The organism is Shewanella sp. VK101 (assembly GCF_056497865.1).
Genome location: NZ_CM151402.1, coordinates 4770629 through 4795343, shown reverse-complemented (window position 1 = coordinate 4795343; position 24715 = coordinate 4770629). Strand labels below are relative to the sequence as shown.

The 24715-nt window shown below is 54.1% G+C and carries 25 protein-coding genes; 18 read left to right on the top strand and 7 right to left on the bottom strand.

Annotation, left to right across the window (positions count from 1 at the left end; all coding sequences use genetic code 11):
- Position 1 precedes the first annotated feature (1 nt).
- From ACSHSR_RS21355 to ACSHSR_RS21285, 15 genes are all read left to right on the top strand, one after another.
- On the top strand, positions 2-1123 hold the full coding sequence (locus ACSHSR_RS21355) for a flagellar basal body P-ring protein FlgI (protein ID WP_025009141.1): 1122 nt from the start codon (positions 2-4) through the stop codon (positions 1121-1123).
- Entirely contained in the window at positions 1123-1521 is a 399-nt protein-coding gene (locus tag ACSHSR_RS21350; RefSeq protein WP_025009142.1) for a rod-binding protein, read from the top strand. The genes ACSHSR_RS21355 and ACSHSR_RS21350 overlap by 1 nt, the downstream gene beginning before the upstream one ends.
- Positions 1518-2888 carry a flagellar hook-associated protein FlgK gene (gene flgK / locus ACSHSR_RS21345; RefSeq protein ID WP_190533925.1) on the top strand — a complete coding sequence of 457 codons (1371 nt, stop codon included), beginning with the start codon at positions 1518-1520 and terminating at the stop codon, positions 2886-2888. The genes ACSHSR_RS21350 and flgK overlap by 4 nt, the downstream gene beginning before the upstream one ends.
- A gap of 10 nt (positions 2889-2898) precedes the next feature.
- Entirely contained in the window at positions 2899-3816 is a 918-nt protein-coding gene (flgL, locus tag ACSHSR_RS21340; protein ID WP_071237319.1) for a flagellar hook-associated protein FlgL, read from the top strand.
- Between the two features lie 49 nt (positions 3817-3865).
- Positions 3866-4846: a hypothetical protein gene (locus ACSHSR_RS21335; RefSeq protein ID WP_107005858.1), complete on the top strand. Its 981-nt coding sequence runs from the start codon at positions 3866-3868 to the stop codon at positions 4844-4846.
- Between the two features lie 101 nt (positions 4847-4947).
- A complete protein-coding gene (locus ACSHSR_RS21330) occupies positions 4948-5730 on the top strand; it encodes a flagellin N-terminal helical domain-containing protein (protein WP_208136340.1) in 783 nt (260 codons plus the stop codon).
- A gap of 244 nt (positions 5731-5974) precedes the next feature.
- Entirely contained in the window at positions 5975-7312 is a 1338-nt protein-coding gene (fliD, locus tag ACSHSR_RS21325; protein WP_129980275.1) for a flagellar filament capping protein FliD, read from the top strand.
- A gap of 11 nt (positions 7313-7323) precedes the next feature.
- Entirely contained in the window at positions 7324-7704 is a 381-nt protein-coding gene (gene fliS, locus ACSHSR_RS21320; protein ID WP_025009148.1) for a flagellar export chaperone FliS, read from the top strand.
- Positions 7697-8038, top strand: coding sequence for a hypothetical protein (locus tag ACSHSR_RS21315; RefSeq protein ID WP_045283780.1), 342 nt, complete (start codon positions 7697-7699; stop codon positions 8036-8038). Before fliS ends, ACSHSR_RS21315 begins: the two co-directional genes overlap by 8 nt.
- On the top strand, positions 8035-9267 hold the full coding sequence (locus ACSHSR_RS21310; protein WP_071237321.1) for a flagellar hook-length control protein FliK: 1233 nt from the start codon (positions 8035-8037) through the stop codon (positions 9265-9267). The genes ACSHSR_RS21315 and ACSHSR_RS21310 overlap by 4 nt, the downstream gene beginning before the upstream one ends.
- A 21-nt stretch (positions 9268-9288) precedes the next feature.
- Complete coding sequence (locus ACSHSR_RS21305) at positions 9289-9726, top strand: flagellar basal body-associated FliL family protein (RefSeq protein WP_037474831.1); 438 nt, start codon at positions 9289-9291, stop codon at positions 9724-9726.
- Positions 9727-9748: 22 nt separating this feature from the next.
- Positions 9749-10459 carry an RNA polymerase sigma factor FliA gene (locus ACSHSR_RS21300; RefSeq protein ID WP_044736031.1) on the top strand — a complete coding sequence of 237 codons (711 nt, stop codon included), beginning with the start codon at positions 9749-9751 and terminating at the stop codon, positions 10457-10459.
- Positions 10460-10474: 15 nt separating this feature from the next.
- Positions 10475-11332 carry a flagellar motor stator protein MotA gene (gene motA, locus ACSHSR_RS21295; RefSeq protein WP_025009154.1) on the top strand — a complete coding sequence of 286 codons (858 nt, stop codon included), beginning with the start codon at positions 10475-10477 and terminating at the stop codon, positions 11330-11332.
- Positions 11332-12300: a flagellar motor protein MotB gene (locus ACSHSR_RS21290; RefSeq protein ID WP_096142178.1), complete on the top strand. Its 969-nt coding sequence runs from the start codon at positions 11332-11334 to the stop codon at positions 12298-12300. The genes motA and ACSHSR_RS21290 overlap by 1 nt, the downstream gene beginning before the upstream one ends.
- Positions 12300-12722, top strand: a complete 423-nt coding sequence (locus ACSHSR_RS21285) for a hypothetical protein (protein WP_479631126.1) — start codon at positions 12300-12302, stop codon at positions 12720-12722. The genes ACSHSR_RS21290 and ACSHSR_RS21285 overlap by 1 nt, the downstream gene beginning before the upstream one ends.
- A gap of 1 nt (position 12723) precedes the next feature.
- Here ACSHSR_RS21285 and ACSHSR_RS21280 read toward each other — a convergent pair whose 3' ends face one another.
- From ACSHSR_RS21280 to ACSHSR_RS21265, 4 genes are all read right to left on the bottom strand, one after another.
- Positions 12724-13155, bottom strand: a complete 432-nt coding sequence (locus tag ACSHSR_RS21280; protein WP_107005854.1) for an acyl-CoA thioesterase — start codon at positions 13153-13155, stop codon at positions 12724-12726.
- A gap of 173 nt (positions 13156-13328) precedes the next feature.
- Entirely contained in the window at positions 13329-14009 is a 681-nt protein-coding gene (mtnC, locus tag ACSHSR_RS21275) for an acireductone synthase (protein ID WP_025888419.1), read from the bottom strand.
- A gap of 239 nt (positions 14010-14248) precedes the next feature.
- Positions 14249-17380, bottom strand: a complete 3132-nt coding sequence (locus tag ACSHSR_RS21270) for an efflux RND transporter permease subunit (RefSeq protein ID WP_062793330.1) — start codon at positions 17378-17380, stop codon at positions 14249-14251.
- A 16-nt stretch (positions 17381-17396) separates the two neighbouring features.
- Positions 17397-18536 carry an efflux RND transporter periplasmic adaptor subunit gene (locus tag ACSHSR_RS21265; RefSeq protein ID WP_044735522.1) on the bottom strand — a complete coding sequence of 380 codons (1140 nt, stop codon included), beginning with the start codon at positions 18534-18536 and terminating at the stop codon, positions 17397-17399.
- Positions 18537-19005: 469 nt separating this feature from the next.
- Here ACSHSR_RS21265 and ACSHSR_RS21260 point away from each other — a divergent pair, with 469 nt between their 5' ends.
- Both ACSHSR_RS21260 and ACSHSR_RS21255 read left to right on the top strand, forming a co-directional pair.
- Positions 19006-19953 carry a LysR family transcriptional regulator gene (locus tag ACSHSR_RS21260; protein ID WP_025009160.1) on the top strand — a complete coding sequence of 316 codons (948 nt, stop codon included), beginning with the start codon at positions 19006-19008 and terminating at the stop codon, positions 19951-19953.
- Positions 19954-20092: 139 nt separating this feature from the next.
- Positions 20093-20830, top strand: a complete 738-nt coding sequence (locus tag ACSHSR_RS21255) for a TorF family putative porin (RefSeq protein ID WP_028780704.1) — start codon at positions 20093-20095, stop codon at positions 20828-20830.
- A 126-nt stretch (positions 20831-20956) separates the two neighbouring features.
- Here the strand turns inward: ACSHSR_RS21255 and ACSHSR_RS21250 are convergent, their stop codons facing one another.
- Positions 20957-21418, bottom strand: coding sequence for a GNAT family N-acetyltransferase (locus tag ACSHSR_RS21250; RefSeq protein ID WP_025009162.1), 462 nt, complete (start codon positions 21416-21418; stop codon positions 20957-20959).
- 87 nt (positions 21419-21505) lie between these two features.
- Complete coding sequence (locus tag ACSHSR_RS21245; protein WP_025009163.1) at positions 21506-22165, bottom strand: 7-cyano-7-deazaguanine/7-aminomethyl-7-deazaguanine transporter; 660 nt, start codon at positions 22163-22165, stop codon at positions 21506-21508.
- A gap of 168 nt (positions 22166-22333) precedes the next feature.
- On the opposite strand from ACSHSR_RS21245, the gene ACSHSR_RS21240 reads away from it, so the two are divergent.
- Positions 22334-23080 (top strand): substrate-binding periplasmic protein, encoded by a 747-nt coding sequence (locus ACSHSR_RS21240; RefSeq protein WP_479631125.1) that lies wholly within the window; start codon positions 22334-22336, stop codon positions 23078-23080.
- Here ACSHSR_RS21240 and ACSHSR_RS21235 read toward each other — a convergent pair.
- Positions 23077-24435 (bottom strand): isochorismate synthase, encoded by a 1359-nt coding sequence (locus ACSHSR_RS21235; RefSeq protein WP_025009164.1) that lies wholly within the window; start codon positions 24433-24435, stop codon positions 23077-23079. The genes ACSHSR_RS21240 and ACSHSR_RS21235 overlap by 4 nt on opposite strands.
- Positions 24436-24715 lie beyond the last annotated feature (280 nt).

The following is a 24715-nucleotide window of genomic DNA, read 5'->3' as shown; positions in this document are numbered from 1 at the left end:
GATGACAAGACTGCTTTTAGCTCTGCTGTTGCTGGGGCTTACCATGCCGGGCCAGGTGTTGGCCGAGAAGAGTCGCCATCTGCTGGATATGGTAGATGTGCAGGGGATCCGCGAAAACCAACTGGTGGGCTATGGCCTGGTGGTGGGTCTCGACGGTACAGGTGACAAGAACCAGGTGAAGTTTACCGGCCAGTCGGTGGTGAACATGCTGAAACAGTTTGGGGTGCAGATTGATGGCAGCATGGATCCCAAGCTGAAAAACGTTGCCGCCGTGGCCGTGGTTGCCAATGTGGCGGCGCTGGCAAGCCCGGGGCAGACTCTGGATGTGACCGTCTCCTCCATAGGGGATGCCAAGAGCCTCAGGGGCGGCACTCTGTTGATGACGCCTTTGCGGGCGGTCGACGGTGAAATCTATGCCGTCGCCCAAGGGAATCTGGTGGTGGGCGGCGTGTCGGCCCAGGGCCGCAACGGCACCTCCATGACCATCAATGTGCCTACCGTCGGCAGTATTCCTGGGGGCGCCTTGCTCGAGGCTGTCATTCCCAGCTCTTTTGCCAGTAATCCGCAGGTGATACTCAACCTCAAGCAGGCTGGCTTTCGCAGTGCCCGCAATATTGAGAAGGCGATCAACGCCGTGTTTGGCCCGGATGTCGCCAAGGCCGAGAGCCATGCACGGGTGAGCGTCAGGGCGCCGCAATCCGAGCGGGAGCGGGTAATGTTTATGTCTATGCTGGAAGACATCATGGTCGAGCCCGGCCGCATTCCTCCCAAGGTGGTGTTCAACGCCCGCACAGGGACCGTGGTGATGGGCGGTGATGTGGTGGTGCGCAAGGCCGCCGTCAGCCACGGCAACCTGACTGTGACCATTACAGAGAAGCAGCAGGTAAGCCAGCCCAATCCGGGGATTTTTGGCGATGCCGCCGGTCAGACCGTGGTGACCAACGACTCGGATGTGGATATTCAACAGGAAGACGGACGTATGTTTGTCTGGCCAGAGGGTAGCTCTTTGAATGATATCGTACGTGCCGTCAACAGCATGGGAGCCTCTCCCATGGATCTGATGGCTATCTTGCAGGCACTGGAAGAAGCCGGTGCCCTGGAAGCTGATCTGGTGGTGATCTGATGAAAGTAACCCAAACTCCGGGGCTGCTGGGGCGGCTCGACTCGGGCGAGCTGATTAAGGCGCATGGCGAAAAGGGCGCCCTGAAGCAGGTCAGCCAGCAGTTTGAAGCCATGTTTTTGCAGACTGTGCTGAAACAGATGCGTACCGCCAGCGATGCCATTGCCGATGAAGAGAATCTGCTGTCATCCAGCAACGATGGCCTGTATCGGGATTGGTATGATTCCGAGCTGGCACTGAGGTTGTCGCAGATGCAATCGACCGGGCTTGCGGATGTTATGAGTCGACAATTGGGGGCAAAACTTCAGTTTAGTGCCGAACCGGTCGCTTCTTCTGAGAAGACAACCATGGCAATGCAACCTGCACTCCTGGTTCCGCCAGTTCACAAGGAGACTGAATGAATCTGCTCAATAACGCCATGTCCGGGCTGAATGCCAGCATGGCGGCCTTACAAGTCATGTCCAACAACACCAGCAACGCCATGGTGCCTGGCTATTCCCGCCAGCAGGTGTTGCTCAGCTCAGTCGGTGGTGGCGCCTATGGCGCCGGTAATGGCGTCAGTGTTGATGGGGTGCGGCGGATTTCGGATCAGTATCAGGTGATGCAACTGTGGCGTACCGGCAGTGATGTGGGCTTCGCCGGTGTTAAACAGAGCTATGCCGGCCAGCTGGAACAGCTGATGGCCGCCGACAGCAACAACCTTTCTACCGGCTTGGATCATCTGTTTGCTGCCATGAATGCGGCCATGGAAAAGCCCAATGACCCGGCGCTCAGACAGGCGGTGCTCAATGAAGCCAACGGCGTGGCGCAGCGTTTCAACTCGATAGCCTCAGGGCTGGACAGTCAAGAGCAACAAATCGTCGGCCAGACCCAGGCCAGCATCAAAGAGATCAATACTCTGCTGGAGAAGATAGCTCGCTTGAATGAAGATATCGCCGCCGACGGGGCTGCCAAGGTGCCTTCGGCCTCGCTATTGGATAACCGGGATGCCGCAATAGCTGAATTATCTTCACTCATTGATATCCGGGTAGTGATGGATGACAAGGGCCTGGCCAATATCTCGCTCTCTCAGGGGCAGCCGCTGCTGAGTGGTATTGTTCCGGCAACACTCAAGGGCGTGACAGATCCGGCAAATCCCAAGCAAATCAATTTAGAGCTCAGTTTTGGCCAGTCTCAGTTTAAGTTACAGGAGACGGGTGGTCAGCTGGGGGCTCTACTCAACTACCGGGATACCAACCTGAAACAGAGTCGGGCTTTCCTGGATGAACTGGCAACCCAGTTGGCACAACAGATGAATGACATTCAGGCTAAAGGCACAGATTTGGCCGGCAATAAGGCGACCCAAGCCATTTGGCACTTGGATGCTTCCAACCCGGCAGGCAGTCTGCGGCTCAATCAGGGCCTGAACTCCGGCGGTCTGGCCTTCGGCCTGGATGGCACTCCGGGGGATAACAGCAATCTCAAGGCCTTTGTGGCCTTGGCCAATCAGGAGCTGGACTTTGCCTCCATGGGCAGTCGAGCCACCCTGGGCAATGCCTATGCCAGTAAGGTGGGTGAGCTGGGCAGTATTTCCCGGCAAGCGCAGCAAGAGAACAAGACAGCGCTGGCACTACAGAAAGAAGCACAGAGCCAATGGGCCAGCACCAGTGGCATCAATTTGGACGAGGAAGGGGTCAACCTGATCGTTTATCAACAGTCATACCAGGCCAATGCCAGGGTGATAGCCACGGCCGATAGGCTGTTCCAGTCCCTGCTGGACAGTATTTAAGGAGTCCTGAATGCGGGTAGCCATGTTTAATATGTACAGTGCCAACTTGCACTCAATGCAACAGACACTGAGTCAACTGGGGCAACTGGATCAACAGCTGTCCAGTGGCAAGGCCTTGCTGCGTCCTTCCGATGACCCCATAGGCAAGGTAAAAGTGCTCAACTGCGAGCGGGACCTGGCCAAGACTTCACAGTACATAAGCAATATCGACAGCCTGTCGACCAGTCTCGGACGGGTGGAAACTTATCTCGATAGCCTGGTGCAGGCGCAGACCCGGATGCGGGAAATTGTCATTTCCGCCAACAGTGGTCAACTGTCGGCCGCCGACCAACAGGGTTATGCCGATGAACTATCGGCCCTGATGGACACCTGTGTCGATATCCTCAACGCCAGGGATGCCGACGGCAACTATCTGTTTTCCGGCAACCTTAGCCGTACTCCGGCGGTAGCACAGGACAGCAGTGGTCGCTATCAGTTTCAAGGGGATGCCCAGCATCGTCAGGTGCAGATAGCTGCCGACTCCTGGGTCGATGCCAACGTCACGGCGCAGGAGTTCTGGTTCGGTAACGGTAGCCAGGATCTGCTCAATCAAGCCGCCGAGTATGTCGAAGTGCTGCGGGATCCGGCCAAGGCTCCCGGTGATGCCGATTTTGAGGCCGTGGCAGGCGCCATGATGCAGTCTCTGGATGAGACTCTCTCCAGTATAGGCGCGGCGATTACAGACATAGGTGGCAAACAGAACCGCTTGAGTCTTGGCAAGAGCAGTCATCAGGAGATGGCACTGTTCACCAAGGAAGTGATAGGCGAAACCGAGGCGCTGGACTATCCGGCGGCAACCTCAGAGTTTCAGATGAAGCTGACGGCCTTGCGGGTGTCGCAGCAGAGTTTTGTCAAAATCAGCCAACTGACGCTGTTCAACCAGCTTTAATCAGGATTGGGGAGACGCCTAACTTGTTCCAAGACTGTCATAGGGTGCCATGATCCATTCGGTTACCGATGCCCTGCAACTGGCCGGGCAGATAAGACCCATCAGCCAGAGTGCCCCCCTGCTCGATATGACAGTGGTCAACAGTACTCAGGAGAGTTGGCGCGAGCTGCTGCCTTATCGGCAAGTGGCGTTCGAGCGCTGGGAGCGGGCCACCCGGCTGCAACATAACATCAGTGCCATGCAGCTGGTGGATGCAGGTTTTGAAGAGGTGCTGCGGGTTCTTGAGAGGATGCGGCCCTTGCTGCTTATCAAGCCTTCTGCCGAGCAGTTTGAGCGACTGTTGTCGCTGCAAAAGCAGTTGCAGCAGTTGCAGCCCAGTTATCTGCAGTACCCCTTGTGGGATCCCATGTTCAACATCATCTATCCCAGACGCAGAGCCTTGCGGCGGCGCTTTCGACTTAAGGCGGTTTCCCTGCTGGAGCCCAAACACAGGGAAGAAAGCCTGCAACTGCTGCTGCCGGGTGCCGATGGGCCACAGAGCCTGTCGTTGCAACTGCCGGCCAATACCGACCCGAGTCGTTTGGCACAGTTAATCAACGAGCAGTTGGCGCCTTTGGGTATCTCACTCAATGTCGAAAACCAACAGGCTGTGTTTGAATGCGATGACCAACTGTGGCAACAGCTGCAGGGTAATCTCGGTCTCAGTGGCCAGGGTATGCGCCTGCCGGCCGGTGAGATGCACAATATCAGGCTGGAAGAACTGCTGGACTGGCGCGATCCCAGAGAATGGCGTTTCGACAGCCCGGAGATGTTGCGTCAGACCCGGGCCAAGCTGGAGCGTACTGCGCGGCGGATAGAACACTGGCGTCAGGATTGGCAGGTACAGAAACAGCAAGTCACCAGCAATTTATCGCAGCAACTAGGGGAAATTTCTCTGCCACCTGTGGATGCTTGCTTCGGCTCGCAACTGGAGGCGTTGCTGGCTCAGGCCAACATCGGCCGAGGTCACGCCGAGGATCTGCTCAAATAATTTGGTCTTTTTAAAGTTTTTTTCAATCAGGCTTTCAGTTTGGTTTTTTCGGGTCGCTTTGTTGTTAATGACACAAATACACTCTTCGGGAGAAACAAACCATGTTGTCTGTACATACTAACTATGCCTCTCTGGTTGCCCAGAACTCCGTAAACAAAAACAACAGCCTGCTGTCTACCGCCATGGAGCGCCTGTCTACTGGTATGCGCATCAATGGTGCCGATGATGACGCCGCTGGCCTGCAAATTGCCAACCGTCTGAACGCCAACGTTGTTGGTATGAGCACTGCCAGCCGTAACATATCTGACGGCGTCTCTATGCTGCAAACAGCCGACGGTGCCCTGAGTGAACTGAGCTCTATCGCCAACCGTATGAAAGAGCTGGCAACCCAACATGCCAACGGTGTGAACTCTGCCGATGACAAGACAGCTCTGGCCGCCGAGTTTACTGCGCTGACAGCTGAAGCTGCCCGTATCAAGACCAACACTGAATATGCCGGTGAAAAACTTTTCACCAAACTGGGTACAGGTGTTGCCATGCAGATTGGTGCCAGCAAGGCTGAAACCTTGACTGTAAAACTGGATGCCCTGCCAGATGAAACAGCTCTGGATATTGCCGACTTGGATACCATCAACACTTACATCAAAGAGATCGGTACCAACCGTTCTACTCTGGGTGCCAACATCAACCGTCTGGGCCACACTGCCTCTAACCTGGCCAACGTGACCGAAAACACCAAGGCTGCTGCCGGTCGTATCATGGACGCTGACTTCGCCAACGAATCAGCTGCCATGACCAAGAACCAACTGCTGGTTCAAGCCGGTACCAACGTACTGTCCCGTGCCAACCAGAACACTGGTCTGGTTATGGGTCTGCTGGGCTAAGCAAACATTTTGTTCCAAGCGCCGTCAGTCAAGATGGCGCTTTTTTTTAAGCTCGACAAAGAAACGGCGGAAGAGCTGATTCCTGTTTGAGGCCTTCCGAGGAAGAGACTGTACCAAGCTACAGTAGTCACTCTTAAATAACTTTCAAATTTTACAAAGGGTTAGCTTTGCCGTTTGAATGGCATACCTCTTGCTATCCCCGAATATTCCAAGGACACGAGTCTGTGTCTATGAGGAGTTGAAAATGATTTCCGGAATGAGTGGTGCCCAATTCGCGCAGCAGCTGATCAGTGCCGAGAGGGCCGGTAAAGACAATCTCTATCAAAGCAGCAAGACGGGCTACCAGAAACAGTTGGATGCCTACACTTTGCTGGATAAGGGGCTCGATCGTCTTAACAGCAAACTGACAACCCTGGGGACCGATGCCTTCAAGGGCAATATCGCCGAGGTCACAGATGAAAACATCTCTGTCAGCAGCTCGGCCAAGGCGCCGCAGGGGAATTTTCAGCTGTCGGTAGAGCAGTTGGCTCAGGCGCACCAACTGGTCAAGCCCTTTGCATCGGAAGATGCCACTCTGCCGGCATCCGGGGTTATTCAGATCAGCATGGGTGGCAAGAGCATGAGTGTGGATCTGGCCATGGTTAACAGCGGTGGCAGCGTTTCTGTCAGTGAGCTGCGGGATATGATCAACCAGCATCCCAATAACCCGGGAGTGCAGGCTAGCCTGGTACGCACCGGCGGCCAGGTGCAGCTGATGCTGACCTCGAAGGAAACCGGCAAGGCCAACAGTATTAGTATCAGTCTGGATGGTGCTGACTGGGGAATGGTCGAGACTCAGGCCGCTCAGGATGCCAAGGCTACGCTCAATGGCATGAGTATCACCTCGGCCAGCAACATGCTGACTCAGGTTGTGGACGGGGTGGATATCGAACTGCGTAAGGTTCATGAAGCCGGTGACAGCAGCAATATCAGTATCAAGGCGGATCAAGAAGCCGGCAAAGAGGCAGTTAAAGCCTATGTGGATACAGTCAATGAACTGCTGCGGCAGATAAGTCAATTGACTCGAGGCCTGGGGGTTGATGCCCTGGATGACTCGAAAGACAAGGACGACAAGGATAGCAAGAGCAGCAAGATAGATGAGAGTCAGCTGGGGATCCTCAAGGGTGATACCAGCCTGAGAACCCTGCAACAAAGGCTGCGTGAGCTGAGTTTCCAGGCTGCTCCCAATGGTTTGACTCTGGCCGACGCCGGTATCGAACTGACCCGTAATGGTGAGCTAAAGCTGGATGAGAAAAAGCTGGAAAACGCCCTGAAGACCCAACCGCAGGCGATCAGTGATCTCTTCGGAGCCAAGGGCGGCATGGTCGATAAGGTTCAGGAGATCACTAAACCTTATACCCGTTTCGATGGCTATATGGATATGAAGAAGAACAACCTGAAACGCCAGTTGGACCGGGTCGAAGACAATATGGAACGCCATAACCGTATGATGGAACAGCGTTATCAGATCTATCTGAAGCAGTTCACCGCGATGGAAACCACCATCAATGAGTTGAACAGCGCCAGTGGATTGTTTTACTGAGGAATTATTCGATGTTTTATGAGCAGGATCCTTTCAGCGGCTACCGTCAGGCCAGCTTGGATGCCCGGGCCGCGGCGGCCAACCCCCATGAGATGGTGCGTATGTTGCTGGATGGCTTGCTGGATGAACTGGCCAGAGCCTCGGGGCATATGGAACGCAAGGCGTTTGAGGCCAAGGGCCAGAGTATCAACAAGTGTTTGAATGTGATCCATGGGCTTGATGTGTTGTTGGACATTGAAAACGGCGGCGAAGTAGCAACCAACCTCAACCGTCTCTATGACTATTGCAGCCGTCAACTGGTTAGCGCCAGTGTCGAAAATAACCCAGAGGCACTGCAACCTGTGGTGCAGGTTATTCAACAGATTAGGGAAGGTTGGGCCCAACTTGAGTGAGTCTGTGATAGCCCGCTGGCAAGCCTTGGGACAACGCCTGCAACAGCAGGCAGCGGCCGAAGACTGGCAGGGAGTATGCCGGGTCAACCGGCAGATGATCCAGTTGCTCAGGCAGCAGGGAAAGCCCCGTTCTCAGGCTGAGTTACAGGCGCGCAAACAGTTGGAGCTTTGTCACTCGCAAGTGATGCAACAGCTGCAAACCAAGAGCGAATCGCTACAGCGGCAGATGCAGCAACTGCTGGCACAACAAGAGGGCATGTCCGCCTATCAACTGACCCAACTCAGCCAACCCGAGTTTCAAGAGGGAAACATGAGTAAAGGAGACCTGTATTGAGTATTGCGCTGATCCCGGCGCTGGCTGAAACGCCGGCGAAAAAAGTGCCCTTGTCCGCTCACCCGGACAGCAGTGGCAGAAAGGACTCTTATCGGCAGGAAGAACAGTCTCTTTCTCAGGCCGCGACTCAGCCGGCCAACTCCACAGCTTCCGGCATGAATGCCAAAGCGCAGGGTGCTCAAGAGAAGGGCTCTCAGGTAAAGACTACTCAAGGGCAAAGCAGCACAGTAGAGGATAGGGAATCAGGGATAGAGTCGGCAGGCGAGATGCCGGCCAATACTGTGGTGGCGCAGGAACTCTTGCCGCCTTTGATGCAGCCAACTGCAATCCAAGTGACCACTCCGCCAGGAGCACCCTTGGCGCAATTGCAGGGCCAAGGTCATGATGAAAATACAGTGCCACCTTTGGCCGGCATCACGGCGCAGGGCATTGTGGGCGCGCAGCAAACCAATCTGTCACTGGCAGGCATCAGCCAACCTGTGGCAGCGAACCCGCTCAATGGTGAGGGCAGAGGTGCGGGTGATATGCGGGGACAAAGCCTGCAATTGGCCGCCGCCTTCCCTCAAGCGGCTTCTCAAGTTTCGAGTGCGGCAACTGAGGCTAAAGGCACACCTTTTCTGCCCGTTGGCACCATGGCGCAGACCGCCATGCCGTCGCAACAGCTAACGGTTAATGCCGCGGCGCAGCTGGCGGCCTGGCATGCTGATCCTTCCAGCAAGCCTGTGGCTGAGCTTGGTCTGCAGCCGGAGGTTGCCGCATTGACAAGCGAGCGCCCGGGCGTGAGCCAGTGGGGCCCCTTGCCTCTGAGCGCTCAGGGAACTCAGGTACAGCATGCCAGAGAGCTGTTGCTGCCACTCAGAGATCAACTGCGTTTTCAGATAGATCAACGTATTCAAACCGCCGAGCTGCAGTTAACCCCGCCCGAGCTTGGACGGATAGAACTGAACATTCGCCTCGACGGTGACCGGCTGCATATTCAGATGCATGCGGCCAACAACCATGTGCGCGATGCTCTGCTCAGCGGCCTAGAACGCCTGCGCAGTGAACTGGCCATGGAACACAAAGGCAATATTTCCCTGGATGTAGCCACCGACAGCGAGCGACACCAACCTGAGCAGGATGCCAGAGAAGGGTATGCCGGCGCGATCGCTTCATCCCGGGTGGACGAAACCAAAGGTGACACAGAAGCCGATCGCAGACGCGATAGGCAACTGAACCTACTGGCCTGATGATAGAGATGAAAGATTGATATGAAACGAAATTTACTCATAGTTGCGTTACTTATTCTGGCCACTGGAGGCGGTTTTTTCATCGGCCATCAGCCGCCCGCATGGTTGGGGAAATGGTTATCGGCGGAAGAAGAAGTGCAACCACAGGCCAGTTTTTACCCGCTGGATAAGATGATTATTTCGGTACCGGGTGATGAATATCCCCATTACCTGTTGCTCGAGCTGGCGCTCAAGTCCCGCAGTGACAATGCGGCTCAGGAGATCAAGGCGGCCGATCCACTTATTCGCAACACCATGATGCGAATGTTCAGCAGCAAGTCTTTCAACGTGCTGAATCAACCGCAGAATCTGGAAACGCTGCAACTGGAGGCCAGAGAATCCCTGATCAAGGTGCTGACCAAAGATCAATTTACTCTGGATATTGAAGAAGTCCTGTTCACCCGTATGGTCATCCAGTAAAGGAGGCACCTTGGACAGTGAGATGACAGCCTATGATTTGGGTTATCAGGCGTATGGCAATGAGCGGCAATCCGAGCAGGCGTTGTTACATCAGTATCTGCCCTTGGTAAAACGCACAGTTTGTTCCCTCAAGAGTCATTGTGGCCCGCTTATCGGCCAGGAAGACATGGAGCAGATAGCTCTGATGGCCCTGCTGGAGGCTGCCCGGCGCTATCCGGGTGAATATGATGCCGGCTTTATCTCCTTTGCCGGCCAGAGGATCCGTGGCGCCATTCTCGATGAACTGCGGCGCCTGGATTGGCGGCCACGCTCGGTGCGCCAGCAGGCACACTCATTCAACGATGTGGTCAGGCAGTTGACCCGGGAGTTGGGCCGTTACCCGAAAGACAGTGAAGTCACTGCAAGAATGGGCCTGACCCAGGAAGAGTACCGGGATTACCTGCATGCAACCCTGGCAGAATCCATGACCAGTTTGGATGAGATGCTGGGAGAGGGGTTGTCACTGGGCGGTCAGGACAAGGAAATTGTCGATTTTGAACGCAATCAGCTGTTAATTGCGGCAATCAAGCAACTGAGCAACAGAGAACAGGTAATTCTGTCGCTTTATTATCAGCATGAACTCAATCTCAGAGAGATTGCAGCCACCCTGGGGTTAACCGAAACCCGGATATGTCAATTACACAAGGTTGCCGTGCGCCAGTTACAGGCGATTTATCGGCAGGCTCAACTCTGATTTGGAAACCTGATAATGAGTAAGTTTGTTGGTTTAATGGTGATTTTGGTGTGTGTCTTCGGCGGCTATGCCTGGGCCGGCGGCAATCTGCTGGCCTTGTGGCAACCGGCAGAAATCCTGATCATCCTAGGTGCCGGCATCGGCTCTTTGCTGATTGCCAACCCCCGCGCTGTACTGGTGGAGCTGTGGCAGCAGTTGCGCCAGATCGCCAGGCAGGATACTCCTGAGCCGGAACTCTACCCTCAGCTGTTTGGCCTGATGAACATGCTGATGGCGCAGATCCAATCCCAGGGGATGAAGGTGCTGGATGCCCATATCGAAAATCCGGACGAGAGTTCGTTGTTTTTGATGTATCCGGTGGTGCTTGAACACCCTCAGTTGCTGCAGTTTTTGGTTGATAACCTGCGCCTGCAGTCGATAGGTAAAATCTCTCCCCACGATCTGGAAATGATACTCGAGGAAGAGATCCACAGAATCGAAGAAGACAGCCTGCGTCCCTCGCTGGCACTGGGACGAATCGCCGAAGCCATGCCGGGATTCGGTATTCTGGCGGCTGTGATGGGGATCATCATTACCATGTCCAACATTGATGGCCCCATCAGCCTGATCGGGGTCAAGGTAGCGGCTGCTTTGGTGGGCACCTTTATTGGGATTTTCGCCTGTTATTGCTTGCTCGAGCCGTTGTCAAAGGCGCTGGAACATCAAGTGGATCGGCAGATCAGTCAGCTCAAGTGTATTGCCGCCATGCTGACGACGTTCGCCAAGGGCAAACCGCCGATACAGGCGATTGATGCCGGCCGCAAACAGATCCAGACCGAGAGCCGCCCCAGCTTTGTGGAATTGGAACAGATACTGACAGAACAGAGAAGTTAATGGCACCAAGACAGGAAACTATCATTGTCCGTCGTGCTCGGGCGGGCAAACAACACGGTGCCCATGGTGGTGCCTGGAAGGTCGCCTTTGCCGATTTTACCCTGGCAATGATGGCGCTGTTTTTGGTGCTGTGGATCATGCAGGTGGCGGATCAGAAAGAGCGGGAAACCGTGGTTAAGTATTTGAATGGTGAGTTGTATCCCTCCGGCGATATCAACCCTTTCGATCTGCGTAACATCCCCTCGCTCATCGATCTGCAAGGGCAACCCAGTGTGCAGCAACCTGTGGTTCCTACCCCGGCCAGTGGTGATGAGATGCGTGGCCCTGCGCTGCGCACCCATGTACCAGAAGGCAAGTGGCAGCCCAAGGCCGGTATGGGGCCCAAACTGAATGCCATTATCCCAGGCGAGTTCGCCACTCAGGTGCAACTGGAAGTGTTGGCGCGGCAGATCCAGCGGGTCGTCGACCAGGCGGGTATGGGTAAAAACGTTCAGTTGGACGCAGTGCCTCAGGGAATAAGGATCCGTATTCACGACAACAATGAACAATCTATGTTCAAAGTGGGCCAGGCGCAGATGCGGCCCTATTTTGAAGATCTGTTGTTGGCCTTGGCGCCTGTTTTGCAACAGGTGAAAAATCAACTGATCATCTCTGGCCATACCGACTCGCTGCCCTATGTCGGTCGCAGCTATACCAATTGGGAGTTGTCCAGTGAAAGGGCGCTGATCGCCAGGCAAACCATAGAGTTTGGTGGCGTGCGTCAGGGGCAGATTCTTCAGGTTAACGGTATGGCCGACCGGGTACCCTTTATCGATAATGAGCCCTTTAGCCCGGCCAATCGCAGAGTGGAGATACTGATCCTCACCAAGGAAGCCTCCGAGCAGATCCAGAGCCTGGCAGGAGGAAAGGCACTCTTTGAGGCCAATGAGGCAGCCCGCTTTAATCAGCCAAGGGACAGGTACCAGTGATGACGGACAATAGCAGTGACGAGGTGCAGCGACGCGAGCATTTGCGTATCAGCCTGAGGCTGGGTAATGACGCCGACTTCCTGCTCGACTGTGATGGCATGACGGTGCAACTGGGACACTGGCACTGGTGGCGCCCCGGCAAGCTGGGGCTTGGAAATATCAAAGATATCAGCCGCGGCGGGGTTGGTTTGATCTCCGCCTGCCGTTTGCATCAGGGCATGAAACTGAAATTGCTGCTGAACGATGACCTGATGTTACCCATCAGCATAACCCATGGCCGACAGTTGTACGGTCCACTGTGGTTTTACGGCGGCCGTTACCTGGAACTGTCGACAGAAGATCTGTACCGGGCACTGCGTTTGGTACAGCAGCACAGGCGCAAACTGCGACAGGGCTGGCGCCAGCCTGTTCTCGAGCCCTGACTTAAGCTTCCTGGCTGTGTTGCCTGAGAATCGTCAGCAGTTCCTGCGGTAGTTTGGCCTTGGTGCCTTTCTTGAAATCGTACATGACGGCGACAGAGCTGCCTGTAGTGGTAATGGCTCGCTGCGCCTTACTGTATGCCTCGTAATGCATGGTAAACCTGTCTTCACCTATGTCGCTTATTCTGATGCCTATCAACAGGGTATCCGGGTAGGTGACCGGGCGCTTGTACCTGGCCTGATTCTCACTTATTACCGGCCCCATTCCCTGTTTGTACATCTCACCCAAGGGAAAATGGCGGTTGAAGAAGTCGATTCTGGCGGTCTCAAAGTAGCGGAAATAGACCACATTGTTGACGTGTTGCAGGGCATCCATTTCGCCCCAGGCCACTGGGATTTGCGAGTATTGTGGGTAACGCTGAGTAAAATCTTCCATATTTAAACGACCGTTTTATTTTTGTTGGCTCAGGATAACAACAGCGGCTCTCTGTCTCAAGAGGGGAACAACATTCCGTACAGGCGTTGGTTTTCCGGGATACGAAATAGGTGTTGTAAACAATAAGGGGAGCCATTGGCTCCCCTTGATTTAGCGGCTAACTCTGCTTGTTATCAGTCAATCTTCAGCTCGGCGAAACTCTTCACCTGCCGGAAATCGCCTGTGCGTTGTCCGGCCTCTCGTACCATTTGGCAGGTGATCAGCCCGGCAGCGGCAGCGGCCTTGAGTTCGTCCACCATGTCGGAGACAAACAGTATCTGCTTGGGGCTCAGACTTATGGTGTTAATGATGTTGCAGTAGGCTTGCTTATCCAGCTTGCCGCCGGTGCGGGTATCAAAATGACCGTTGAACAGCTCGGTCAGATCGCCGCCGTCACTGTGGCTGAACAGTAACTTCTGGGCTTCCACTGAGCCGGAAGAGAAGCTGTATATCCTGAGTCCCTGAGCCTTGTATTCCTTGATGGCTTCAATGAAGTCAGGATAGATGTGACCGGTAAACTCGTTCTTGGCATAGCCCTGTTTCCAGATCAGGCCCTGCAGCGTTTTCAGCGGCGTGGCCTTGCGGTCTTCGGCAACCCACTGCTGGAGTATTTCTATTACCCGCGGCAGATCGGCATCCGGCTCCAGCGCCATCTCTTTGGTGTCGCTGATACAGTTTTCTACCAGGATATTATCTTGATAGCGTTCCAAAAATTCCGGCAATGCCTTGGCCGAATAGGGGAAAAGCACATCCTGAATAAAGTTAAGATCTGTCGTAGTGCCGGCGGTGTCGACGACTATGGCTCTGATACCCATAAGGTGAATTACTCCAAAAAGTGCTGTTTTCTGTGCAGATCCTAAGCTTTATTGGCGCGCTTGACCAGCTTCTTTAACCCTTTGTTTCCCTCCAATTTTACATTTTGGGCGGCATGCCAAGCCCAGAGGCCGGATGTGAGGTATGCAGCTGTTAAGTGATTGAAGCTCAATGGGGAAGTAGCCTGCTGCAGGCAACAAAAAGCCCGGCAAATAGACCGGGCTTTGAGGTGACAGGCGAATTACTCGGCCTGTTTTCGCTGTTTGCGTTCTTCGCGCTCACGCTTACTGAACATGCGCTCTACCACCACGAAGAAGAGTGGGATAAAGAAGATACCCAGGAAGGTCGAGCTGATCATACCGCCCAGTACCCCGGTACCAATGGCGTTCTGACTGCCTGAACCCACGCCGGTACTGACGGCCAGTGGCACAACCCCGAGGCCGAATGCCAGCGAGGTCATCAGAATTGGCCGCAGACGTACCCGCACCGCGTGCAGTGTCGCGTCAATCAGCTTGGCACCCTGCTCATAGTATTCCTTGGCGAATTCCACGATCAGAATGGCGTTCTTGGTTGCCAGACCCACAGTAGTCAACAGACCCACCTGGAAGAACACGTCGTTTGGCAGGCCGCGGCCATTCATGGCGATCAGGGCACCGATAATACCCAGAGGTACCACCAGAATTACCGCGAAAGGCACAGACCAGCTTTCATACAGGGCCGCCAGTACCAGGAATACCACCAGAATCGACAGCGCGTAGAGCGCAGGCGCCTGGTTGCCTGACAGACGTTCCTCGTAGGAGAGGCCGTTCCATTCGATACCAAAGCCTGGAGGCAGTTGGTCAACCATGCCTTCCATGATGTTCATCGCTTCACCGGTACTGAAGCCTGGAACTGTCGCACCCTGGATGTTCATCGCCGGCAGGCCGTTGAAGCGTTCCAGACGTGGTGAACCATACTCCCAGCTGCCGGTGGCAAAGGCTGAGAAGGGCACCATGTCTCCCTGGGTGTTGCGCACATACCAGGAGTCCAGATCTTCAGGTTGCATCCGATACTTGGCATCGGCTTGAACATAAACCTTCTTCACCCGACCACGGTCGATGAAGTCGTTGACATAGGAGCCACCCCAAGCGGCAGAAAGCACGTTGTTGACATCACCTATGTTGACACTCAGCGCCCGTAGCTTGGCATGATCTATGTGTAGCTGATACATGGGCGCATCTTCCTGACCATTGGGGCGTACACCCACCAGGTTGGGATTCTGAGCCGCCATGCCCAGCAGTTGGTTACGGGCTTGAACCAGCTTTTCGTGTCCTTGACCATTCTTATCCTGCAGGAAGAGATCAAAACCGTTGGCCGTACCCAGCTCAATTACCGCAGGTGGTACGAAGGCAAACACAAAGGCTTCTTTCATCTGGCTGAACACCGCCATGGCGCGGCCGGCAACCGCCTGAACATCACTGCCTGGAGCAGTACGCTCAGACCAGTCTTTCAGTCCGACGAAGGCGATACCCATGTTCTGACCCTGACCGGCGAAACTGAAGCCCGCCACACTCAGAACCGATTTGACGTTTTCGTCTGCCAGGAATTGATCCGAAACCTTCTCCAATACCTTCAGGGTACTTTCCTGAGTGGCGTTGGTTGGCAGAATCGCCTGGGTAAACAGAATGCCCTGATCTTCGTCCGGCAAGAAGGCGGTTGGCATGCGGATAAAGATCCAGCCTACGGCCACAACCAGCGCCAGATAGATGGCACTCATACGTACCGAACGTTTGATGATGCCGGCAACAGTACCTTCGTACTTACCCGTCATGCGCTCGAAGTTACGGTTAAACCAACCGAAGAAACCGGTTTCGGCGTGGGTATGCCCTTTCTTCAGCGGTTTGAGCATAGTGGCACAGAGCGCCGGAGTCAGTACGATTGCCACCAATACCGACAAGGCCATCGCCGATACGATAGTGATGGAGAACTGACGATAAATAACCCCGGTAGAACCCGACATGAAGGCCATAGGTACAAACACAGCTGACAGTGTCAGACCGATACCCACCAGTGCGCCGGTGATCTGGCCCATGGACTTCCTGGTCGCTTCCTTGGGACTAAGGCCCTCTTCCGACATCACACGTTCAACGTTCTCTACCACCACAATGGCGTCATCCACCAAGAGACCGATAGCCAGTACCATGGCGAACATGGTTAGGGTGTTGATCGAGAATCCGGTGAAGGACAGGATGGCGAAGGTACCCAGCAAAACCACAGGCACGGCGATCGTTGGGATCAAGGTGGCGCGGAAGTTTTGCAGGAACAGATACATGATGACGAACACCAGTACCACGGCTTCCAGCAGAGTATGAACCACACCTTCGATAGAGTTCTTCACGAAGGGGGTTGTGTCATAGGGATACACCACCTGCATGCCGGCCGGGAAGAAGGGACGCATCTCTTCGACTTTGGCGCGAACAGCTTCTGCAGTATCCAGCGCGTTGGCACCGGTAGCCAGCTTGATTGCCAAACCTGTAGCGGGGCGACCGTTATAGAGTGACTCAATGGCGTAACTCTCGGAACCCAGCTCAACCTTGGCAACATCGCCCAGATAGACGTTGGCGCCCGAAGCGTTGGACTTGAGGATGATGTTGCGGAATTCCTCAGGCGTCTGCAAACGGCTCTGGGCCGAAATAGTCGCATTCAACTCCTGGCCTTGAACCGCAGGGGCACCCCCCAGCTGACCGGCAGAAACCTGGGCGTTCTGTTCTCTGATCGCGGCGATCACGTCCAGAGTCGTCAGGTTGTAGTTGGTCAGCTTCAGTGGGTCGACCCAGATACGCATTGAGTACTGGGCACCGAACAGGGTGGTTTCACCCACACCGGGCACACGACTCATGGGGTCCTGAACGTTGGAACCTACGTAATCGGCGAGGTCGGCCTTGGTCATGGAGCCGTCTTCAGAAATAAAGGCGACTACCATCAGGAAGCCGGAGCTGGATTTGTTAACCCGGACACCTTGAGCCGTTACTTCCTGAGGCAGCAGGGCCATGGCGGCCTGCAGTTTGTTCTGAACCTGAACCTGGGCGATGTCGGGATCCGCTTCGGCGTTAAAGGTCAGAGTGATTTCGGCGTTACCGAAGCTGTCACTGGTGGACTTGATATAGCGCAGGTGGTCTAGACCTGTCATGCGCTGTTCAATCACCTGGGTCACAGAGTCTTCAACAGTTTTGGCCGACGCACCTGGATAGTTGGCAGCAACCACAATGGTTGGCGGCGCAATATCCGGGTACTGGGAAACCGGCAGGGCCTTAATAGCCAGGACACCTGCCAGCATGATAATAATCGCGATCACCCATGCGAAGATGGGGCGATCGATAAAGAAACGTGCCATAACTTCCGCCCTGTTATTACTGGTTTGCTGTCATGGGTTTGGCCGTCACTGGCATGCCGGGACGGATTTTCTGCAGCCCTTCGACAATCAGTTTGTCACCAGGCCTGAGGCCATCGGTAACCCGCCACTGGTGATTGATGACATCGGCAGTCTTGATAACCCGAGCTTCCACCTTGTTTTCGGCGCCAACCAACATGGCCACAGCTTCACCCTTTGGATTACGGCTGATAGCCTTTTGCGGTACCAGAATTGCTTGAGGATCGACACCTGTGTTGAGAATGGCGCGAACATACATACCTGGCAGTAGTGTGTGATCCGGGTTCGGGAACTCGGCTCTCAGAGTCACAGAACCTGTGCTCTGATCGACACTGACTTCGGCAAACTGTAAGCGACCCTTGTGATCATAAGTCGAGCCATCTTCCAGCAGCAGAGTCACTTCAGCATCATCGGAAGCCTGCAGTTTGCCGGCTTTCAACATGCTCTTGAGACGCAGCATCTGGGTGCTGGACTGAACGATATCCACATTGATGGGATCCAATTGCTGGATAGTCGCCAGAGGTTGAGCCTGGTTGGCGGTCACCAGAGCACCGGCAGTAACGCTGGACTTACCGATACGGCCGGAGATAGGCGCCTGTACTTCGGTATAGTTGACGTTAATGGTTGCAGTATTGATGGCCGCCTTGGCCACTTCCACCGCCGCCAGCGCTTCTTTATAGGAAGCATCCGCCTTGTCGTACTCTTCTTTACTTATGTACTTGGTCTTGACCAGTTCCTGGTAACGGGCCTGAGTTGCCTTGGCAGACGCCAGAGCCGCTTCGGCGCGGGCCAGATCGGCTCTGGCACTCTGCAAAGACGCCTTATAGGTAGAAGGGTCAATCTGATACAGTGACTCACCCTGCTTCACATCTCCACCTTCGGTAAAGCTGCGCTTCAGAATGATGCCGTTGACCTGAGGCCGAACTTCGGCTTCAAGGAAAGCTACGCTGCGCCCAGGCAGTTGCACTTGCAGTGCCTGCGGAGCCGACTTGACTTCGAGGACACTGACTTCCATAGCGGGGGCCGCCTGATTGCTTTTGGCTTTTTCAGCTTCCGACCCACAGGCCGTCATCCATAACGCCATACTTACAACTGAGGCAACTTTTAATACATGCCGCATGATAACTCCTAATCAGTATCTGCTTGCCGTGAAGGAAAAATGTCTTGTACGACAGGCTTCCTGGCGCAGTTAGCCAGCAAAATTTTCGAACCCATATTTATCGCACAAGCATTCTGTATCAACAAGCTACAGGATAAGCGAAAAGTGTAAATGAATGAAAATTTTTTAATCAATAAACGACACTATTGCCATTTATTTACATTTAGTTGTGAGATTTATGAATTCAACAACTTATGTATCCAAATCCCGTTTTTGCCCGTTTGGGAGAGATTCTGTTTTTGCCCTGGAGGCAGAGAGTTCTTTCCCAACAACAGCAAGCGTTTTATGGTTGAGCGAACCAAGGCAAAACTGCATAAATTTCTCTGCGTCATGCTGGATCCTCCACCGCGAGGCGAGTATTCTACTACTGTCACTATAATTTGATTAGTCACATAGAAATAAACCCACTGTCCCACAGGTGCAACAATAAATGGATCTAAACAGGGTACAAATATTTGCTCAAGTTGTTGAGCAGGGTAGTTTTACCGGCGCGGCCAAGGCGTTGGGGCTTACCAAGACCACCGTCAGTCGTAAAGTTGCCGAATTGGAGAAGGCGACCGGTGTTCAGCTACTGTTCAGAACCACCCGGGCACTGAGGTTAACAGAGGCCGGCGCCGAGTATTACAACAAGATCACCAAGATACTGGTAGACCTGGAAAATGCCGAGGCGCAGCTCAGTGCCAACCAGCAGCGGGTCAAGGGTAACCTAAGGGTGGTCTGCCCGATCGAGATGGGGCAACTATTTCTCGGACCGGTATTTGCCCGCTTTCTTGAGGCCTACCCGGATATCACCATAGAAGCTGAGCTGACTAATCGCAAGGTGGACATGGTCGAAGAAGGAATAGACATACTGTTCCACCTGTGTGGTATCGAAGATTCACGCCTGCAGCATTACCAACTGGTGAAGACCAGCACCACCCTGATGGCCAGTCCGGAATACCTTAAACGCCACGGTACTCCGCAGACCCCGGATGATCTTTGGCATCACAAGGGCATAGAACAGGGGGGCATCCAGCTCATCAATGATGGTTGCTGGAAGATTTTCGATGGTAAGGAATGGCAGGTGATCACTCCGGAGGTACAGCTCAAGGTCAACAATATTACCTTGGCCCGGGAAGCGGCCATTGCCGGTTTGGGGATCACTTGTCTGCCTCCCATGATCGCCGATGAAGCCTTGCAAAAGGGGGAGCTGGTGGCCGTGCTGGAAGACTTTCCCATGGAACATAACACCCTGTTGCTGTCTTATCCAAAACGGGCCTACTTACCTCGTAAATACATAATATTTATTGACTTTATCTATCAAGCCTTGTTCGGTTACTGGGGTAACATGTTGCTGGAGATCCCCGAATATGTGAAGCGCCCCGAAGGCTTCGAATAAGCCGCTATGACTGCGGCGTTGCCGCAGTCATTCATAATTGTTCACATTCATTCCTCCATGGTTCATTCATCTAGATAACCCTGTTCACAACTTCTTCTTACTATCCGGGCTAACAATAATCATGCTCTGGTGGATAAAGATGAACCCAACTCATAAGCTGTTTTTATCAGGTTTGCTGCTGTGCAGCAGTTCTATGGCTCTGGCAGACGAAGCTCCCCGTTTCGCCGGTGGCAGTTTTGCCGGCAATCTGACCTTTGCCTCTGACTATGTGTTCCGTGGCGAATCGGAAACCCTGGATGGCGATGTGCCTGTAGTTCAGGGCACATTCAGCTGGAACCATGACGCCGGTTGGTACGCCGGGGTATTTGCTTCCAACATCAAGTTTGCCGACCCCAACCTTGAGATAGTCACTGCGCCTTTCATCGGCAAGAGCGGTGAGTTGGGCGACTCAGGTTTCACTTATGATGTCATGCTGTTCTCTTATCTCTATCCGGGCGCATCCTACTCCAACTACACAGAGCTGTGGCTGAAACTCGGCAAGTCTTTCGGTCGGGCCCATCTGCAACTGGAAGTGACGCCGACTGTGGATGACTGGTTCGGTGTCGATGGTTGGCACGGGGTCAACTATGCCCTGCACCCCAGTTACAGTTTCGAGAACGGTATCAAGGTTTCCGGTTCTGTCGGTTATCAGGACCTGAACGGCAATGGTGCTGAGGGATGGGGACACTGGAACTTGGGGGTAAGTAAGGAGTTCTATGGTTTCAACCTGGATCTGCGCTACCACGGCAGTACAGTTGAATCAGACCACAAGGTTTATGGTACCCAGACAGAGATCTTCGATGACAGATTGGTAATAGGTATCAGCAAGGCGTTTTAAGAACTGCTTCCCTGCAGTCTTTGTGAGTACGCCGGTTGGCGTACTCTTTTTTTAGGTAAGGTGCGAACAAGCCTGGATGCAAGGCGTGGTTCGCAGCAAATGGCCCTAGTCCTTTGCAAGATTTCCTTAGTACATGCTCTTTTCAAGATAGAGACGGTTGTCGGCAATATGTCCGGGCTCGGCGCGGAAGTCCACTACCTGATACTGATGGCTGATCAGCATGTTCAACATAGAGCGGAACTGGTTGCGGGTCTTGACCTGGATCTGCTTGTAGCCGGCCTGGGTGGCCCAGCGTTCCTGAGCCTCAAGCATGCTGCGTGCCAGCCCCAGACTGCGATAATCGGGTAATACACCGCCCAGCCAACTGTAAAAACACTGCTCATCCAGAGCATAACCCAGCTTGAATCCCGCAAGCTCACCTTCCACAAAGGCCAACAACAACAAACAGGCATTGCCTGTCAGCCGACGCTCGAACTCCTGCTTTTGGTAGCCGGAATCAAACTCGGGGATCTGGGCACTCAAGGCCATGATCTCATCGATCTGTTGCTGATCTATTTCAGTAATAGCTTTGATTTCAATGGAGTACATCATTATTCTCTCAACGGACCGCAAAATGTCACAGGTTGCGGGATAAAAACTGGCCAAAATTATAACAGGTCTGGCCAGTTGAATGCATCAGGAGAATTGCTGCTGGTTTTCCGTCTGTAAGATCTTATCCTGAAGTACCCGCAGCAGCACGCCATAGGCCGGCAGGAACAGCCCCAGACTGACCAACAGCTTGAAGCCGTAATCCACGGCGGCGATTTCCGGCCAGTTGGCGGCCATGAAGGGGTCGCTGGAGGCGAAGAAGGCGATACTGAAGAACACCAGAGTATCCACCAGGTTGCCCACCAGGGTTGAGGCTGCCGGTGCGACCCACCAGGCACACTGGCGGCGAATTCTGGCAAACACTGCGATATCCATCAACTGGCCCACCAGATAGGCGGCGAAACTGGCAAAGGCGATACGGAATACAAAGGTATTGAAGTCCGACAGGGCGCTCAGCCCCTGAAAATCACCCTGATGAAACAGTACGCCCATGGCATAGGAGATCACCAATGCCGGCAGCATGGCCTTGAAGATGATCTGCCGGGCGGCGGCCTGGCCGAATATCCGTACCGTCAGATCGGTTGCCAGATAGACGAAAGGAAAGCTGAAGGCACCCCAGGTTGTGTGGAAGCCGAATAGCTGAAACGGGAGCTGCACCAGATAGTTACTGGCACTGATAATAAGGATGTGAAAACTGACCAAGAGGATCAGTGCGCGTTTGAGCTGCGCGCCGGTTAACATTAACATATTGTGACCTTTTTAGTTGGCTGGGCGGGGTGAGGGAACCCGCATTTTCGGTTCGACCGAAAGGGCGCACATTATAGTGCCCATAATCCGGCTGACAAGGGGGAAGCGTAAAAAATGTCCAGTCCATCTCAAGCTACTCTACACTGAAAAGGAAGACAGGAGAGTAAAATGAATCGAATCTGCTGCCTGCTGCTGGCCTTGCTGACTTTTGTCTGGCCGGCCATTGCCGATCCGACCAAGATCCAGATAGCTACCGCCAGTTGGGGCGGTTATACCGAAACCAATGGCGAAGGCTATTATTTTGAGCTGTTGCGAAGGGTCTTTCCCGAGTCGGAATGGCAACTGGAAATCCAGTTTGTTCCCTTTCCCCGTTCCCTCTACATGCTGGAGCGTGAACAGGTGGACATGGTGTTGGGGCTCTATCTGGGGGATATCTCCAAGGGGATTTACAGCGCCAAAAAGGTAGAAACCGAGGTGAGAGATGCCGCGGTGACCCCTGAGCTGGCCAGTGTTTGGCAAGGAATGGACTCACTGACCCATCGCAGGGTTCAGGCCCTGATCGCTTATCGCTTTTTTACCCTGACCCAGGTACCCATGCACTATCAGGAAAACAGTAGCCTGCTGGAAATGCTGCGCAAGGTGAATGAAGGCAAAATCGATGCCGTGCTCGACTATAAGCCGGACATCTTGCCGCTGTTGCCACAGTTGGAACAGCCCAGAATATTGGTGCTTATTGAGGATGTGCTACGGGCAGATGTTTATTTTGCCTTCGCCAATAATCCCAAAGGGCTCGAGCTGAAGGCCTTGTTCGACCAAGGCTTTGAACAGTTGGAGCGTTCCGGGGAATTGGCGGAGATTAAACAGCAGAGCCTGGAGCAGCTGCAACTGAGGATACAGGAACAGCCATCACCCTAGAAATCCAGCAGAATCGACATTATGGTGGCGAGCTTGTTTTCCAGCTCCTGCCATTCGGCTTCCGGGTCTGAGCCTGCGACTATGCCGGCGCCGGCAAACAGATTGATGCAGCCAGGCTCCAGCAGGGCGCAGCGGATGGCTACCGCAAATTCACTCTCATATTTATTCAGATAACCGCAGGCCCCGGCATACCAGCCGCGCATATAACCTTCCCGTTGGCGCAGAAAACTGATGGCCGATTCCCGTGGCAGGCCTCCGACGGCCGGTGTCGGATGCAAGGCCTGCAGCAGTTGAAAATCTTTTACCCCGTGCCGTAGCTCGGCGCGAATCGATCTGTGCAGATGCTGAATATGGTTGAGTTTGAAGATGGTCGGTGTCTCATCGGCACCAACATAGCGGCTCAGCGGAGTCAGTGCCTTGACAATATGCTCCCTGACCAGCTGATTCTCATGGCTGTTTTTGCTGTCATCCAATAGCTGCTGTGCCAGTAGTTCATCCTCTTCCGGGCTCAGGCCGCGAATGGTGGTGCCCGCCAGTGCTTCGGTATACAGCTCTTGCTGATGGCGGCGATAGAGACGCTCGGGCGAACAGGAGATAAAGCTGCGCTCGGGGCTGAATTCGAAGCCGAATTGAAAACTGTTGGGGTTGCGCCCTTGCCAACTGGCCAACACCTGCCAGGGATCCGGCGTGTCTTTCACTTGCAGCTGAGTCAGGCGCGATAGCACTACTTTGGGCGTGTCCTGGTTGAATCTGGGGGCGGTCACCTGTTCCACCAGTGTCTTCCAGCGTGGATAGTCGGGCCTGTCATTGCGTGACAGCTGTTCTGTCTTGGTCGGTGGCGTCATGGGGCGGGCCGGGACCAAGGCATCCAGCGCGGCTTGTGCCTGGGCGATTTCCGCTTGCCTGTCAGCCTGGCCCAGATTCAGGTTAACCAAGAGGCGGAAATGATCTGAACTGCGTCTCAGCTCTATTCTGGGTAACAGGAATCTGGCGCGGCCAAACTCGGGCCAGGAGGCGATTTCGCGGTCGAAGGCGACGCCGCCGTAGTAGCGGATCTCCTGATTACTGGAGTAGGCGCGCTGCTTTTCATAAATTTCGGCCAGGGCCTCGTCTGTGACTTCATCTTCGAAGCGGAAATCCAGGCAGCAGCCGATGGCGGCAACCTCCTCGAGTCTGTCTCTTCCTTGCCAATAAATTCTGGGATAGCTGGGTTGGGAAGCCAGCCAGGAGATCAGTGGAATTGCCTGTACCTCGGCGGCCAATTGGACAATAGGCTCTGCTGGCGTCAGCTTGGCCAGTTGACACAGCTTGTCTTTGAGTGACGAAATGGCCTGAGGCAGGGTAAGTGCAGACAAGGGGAGCTCCGAACATCCGAACAAAGGGATCCGGAAGCAGAAAGCGTCCGGCTAACAGTATCTTTAACACAAACTAAAGTTCCACACCTTGAGTGTCAAGCCGTCGAACTGGCCTGTGTGACGTGTAGCATGATCCCATTAATCAGCTTAGGTTAATGTGACACGAGTGGACATTTTTGCTCGGCAAATTGTCTTGATGGGACAATCTGTCCGCGACAGACTCTGTTATCTACTCCCTTTGTATTAATTTGTCGATCTGTATTGGTTTTTACCGTCACTG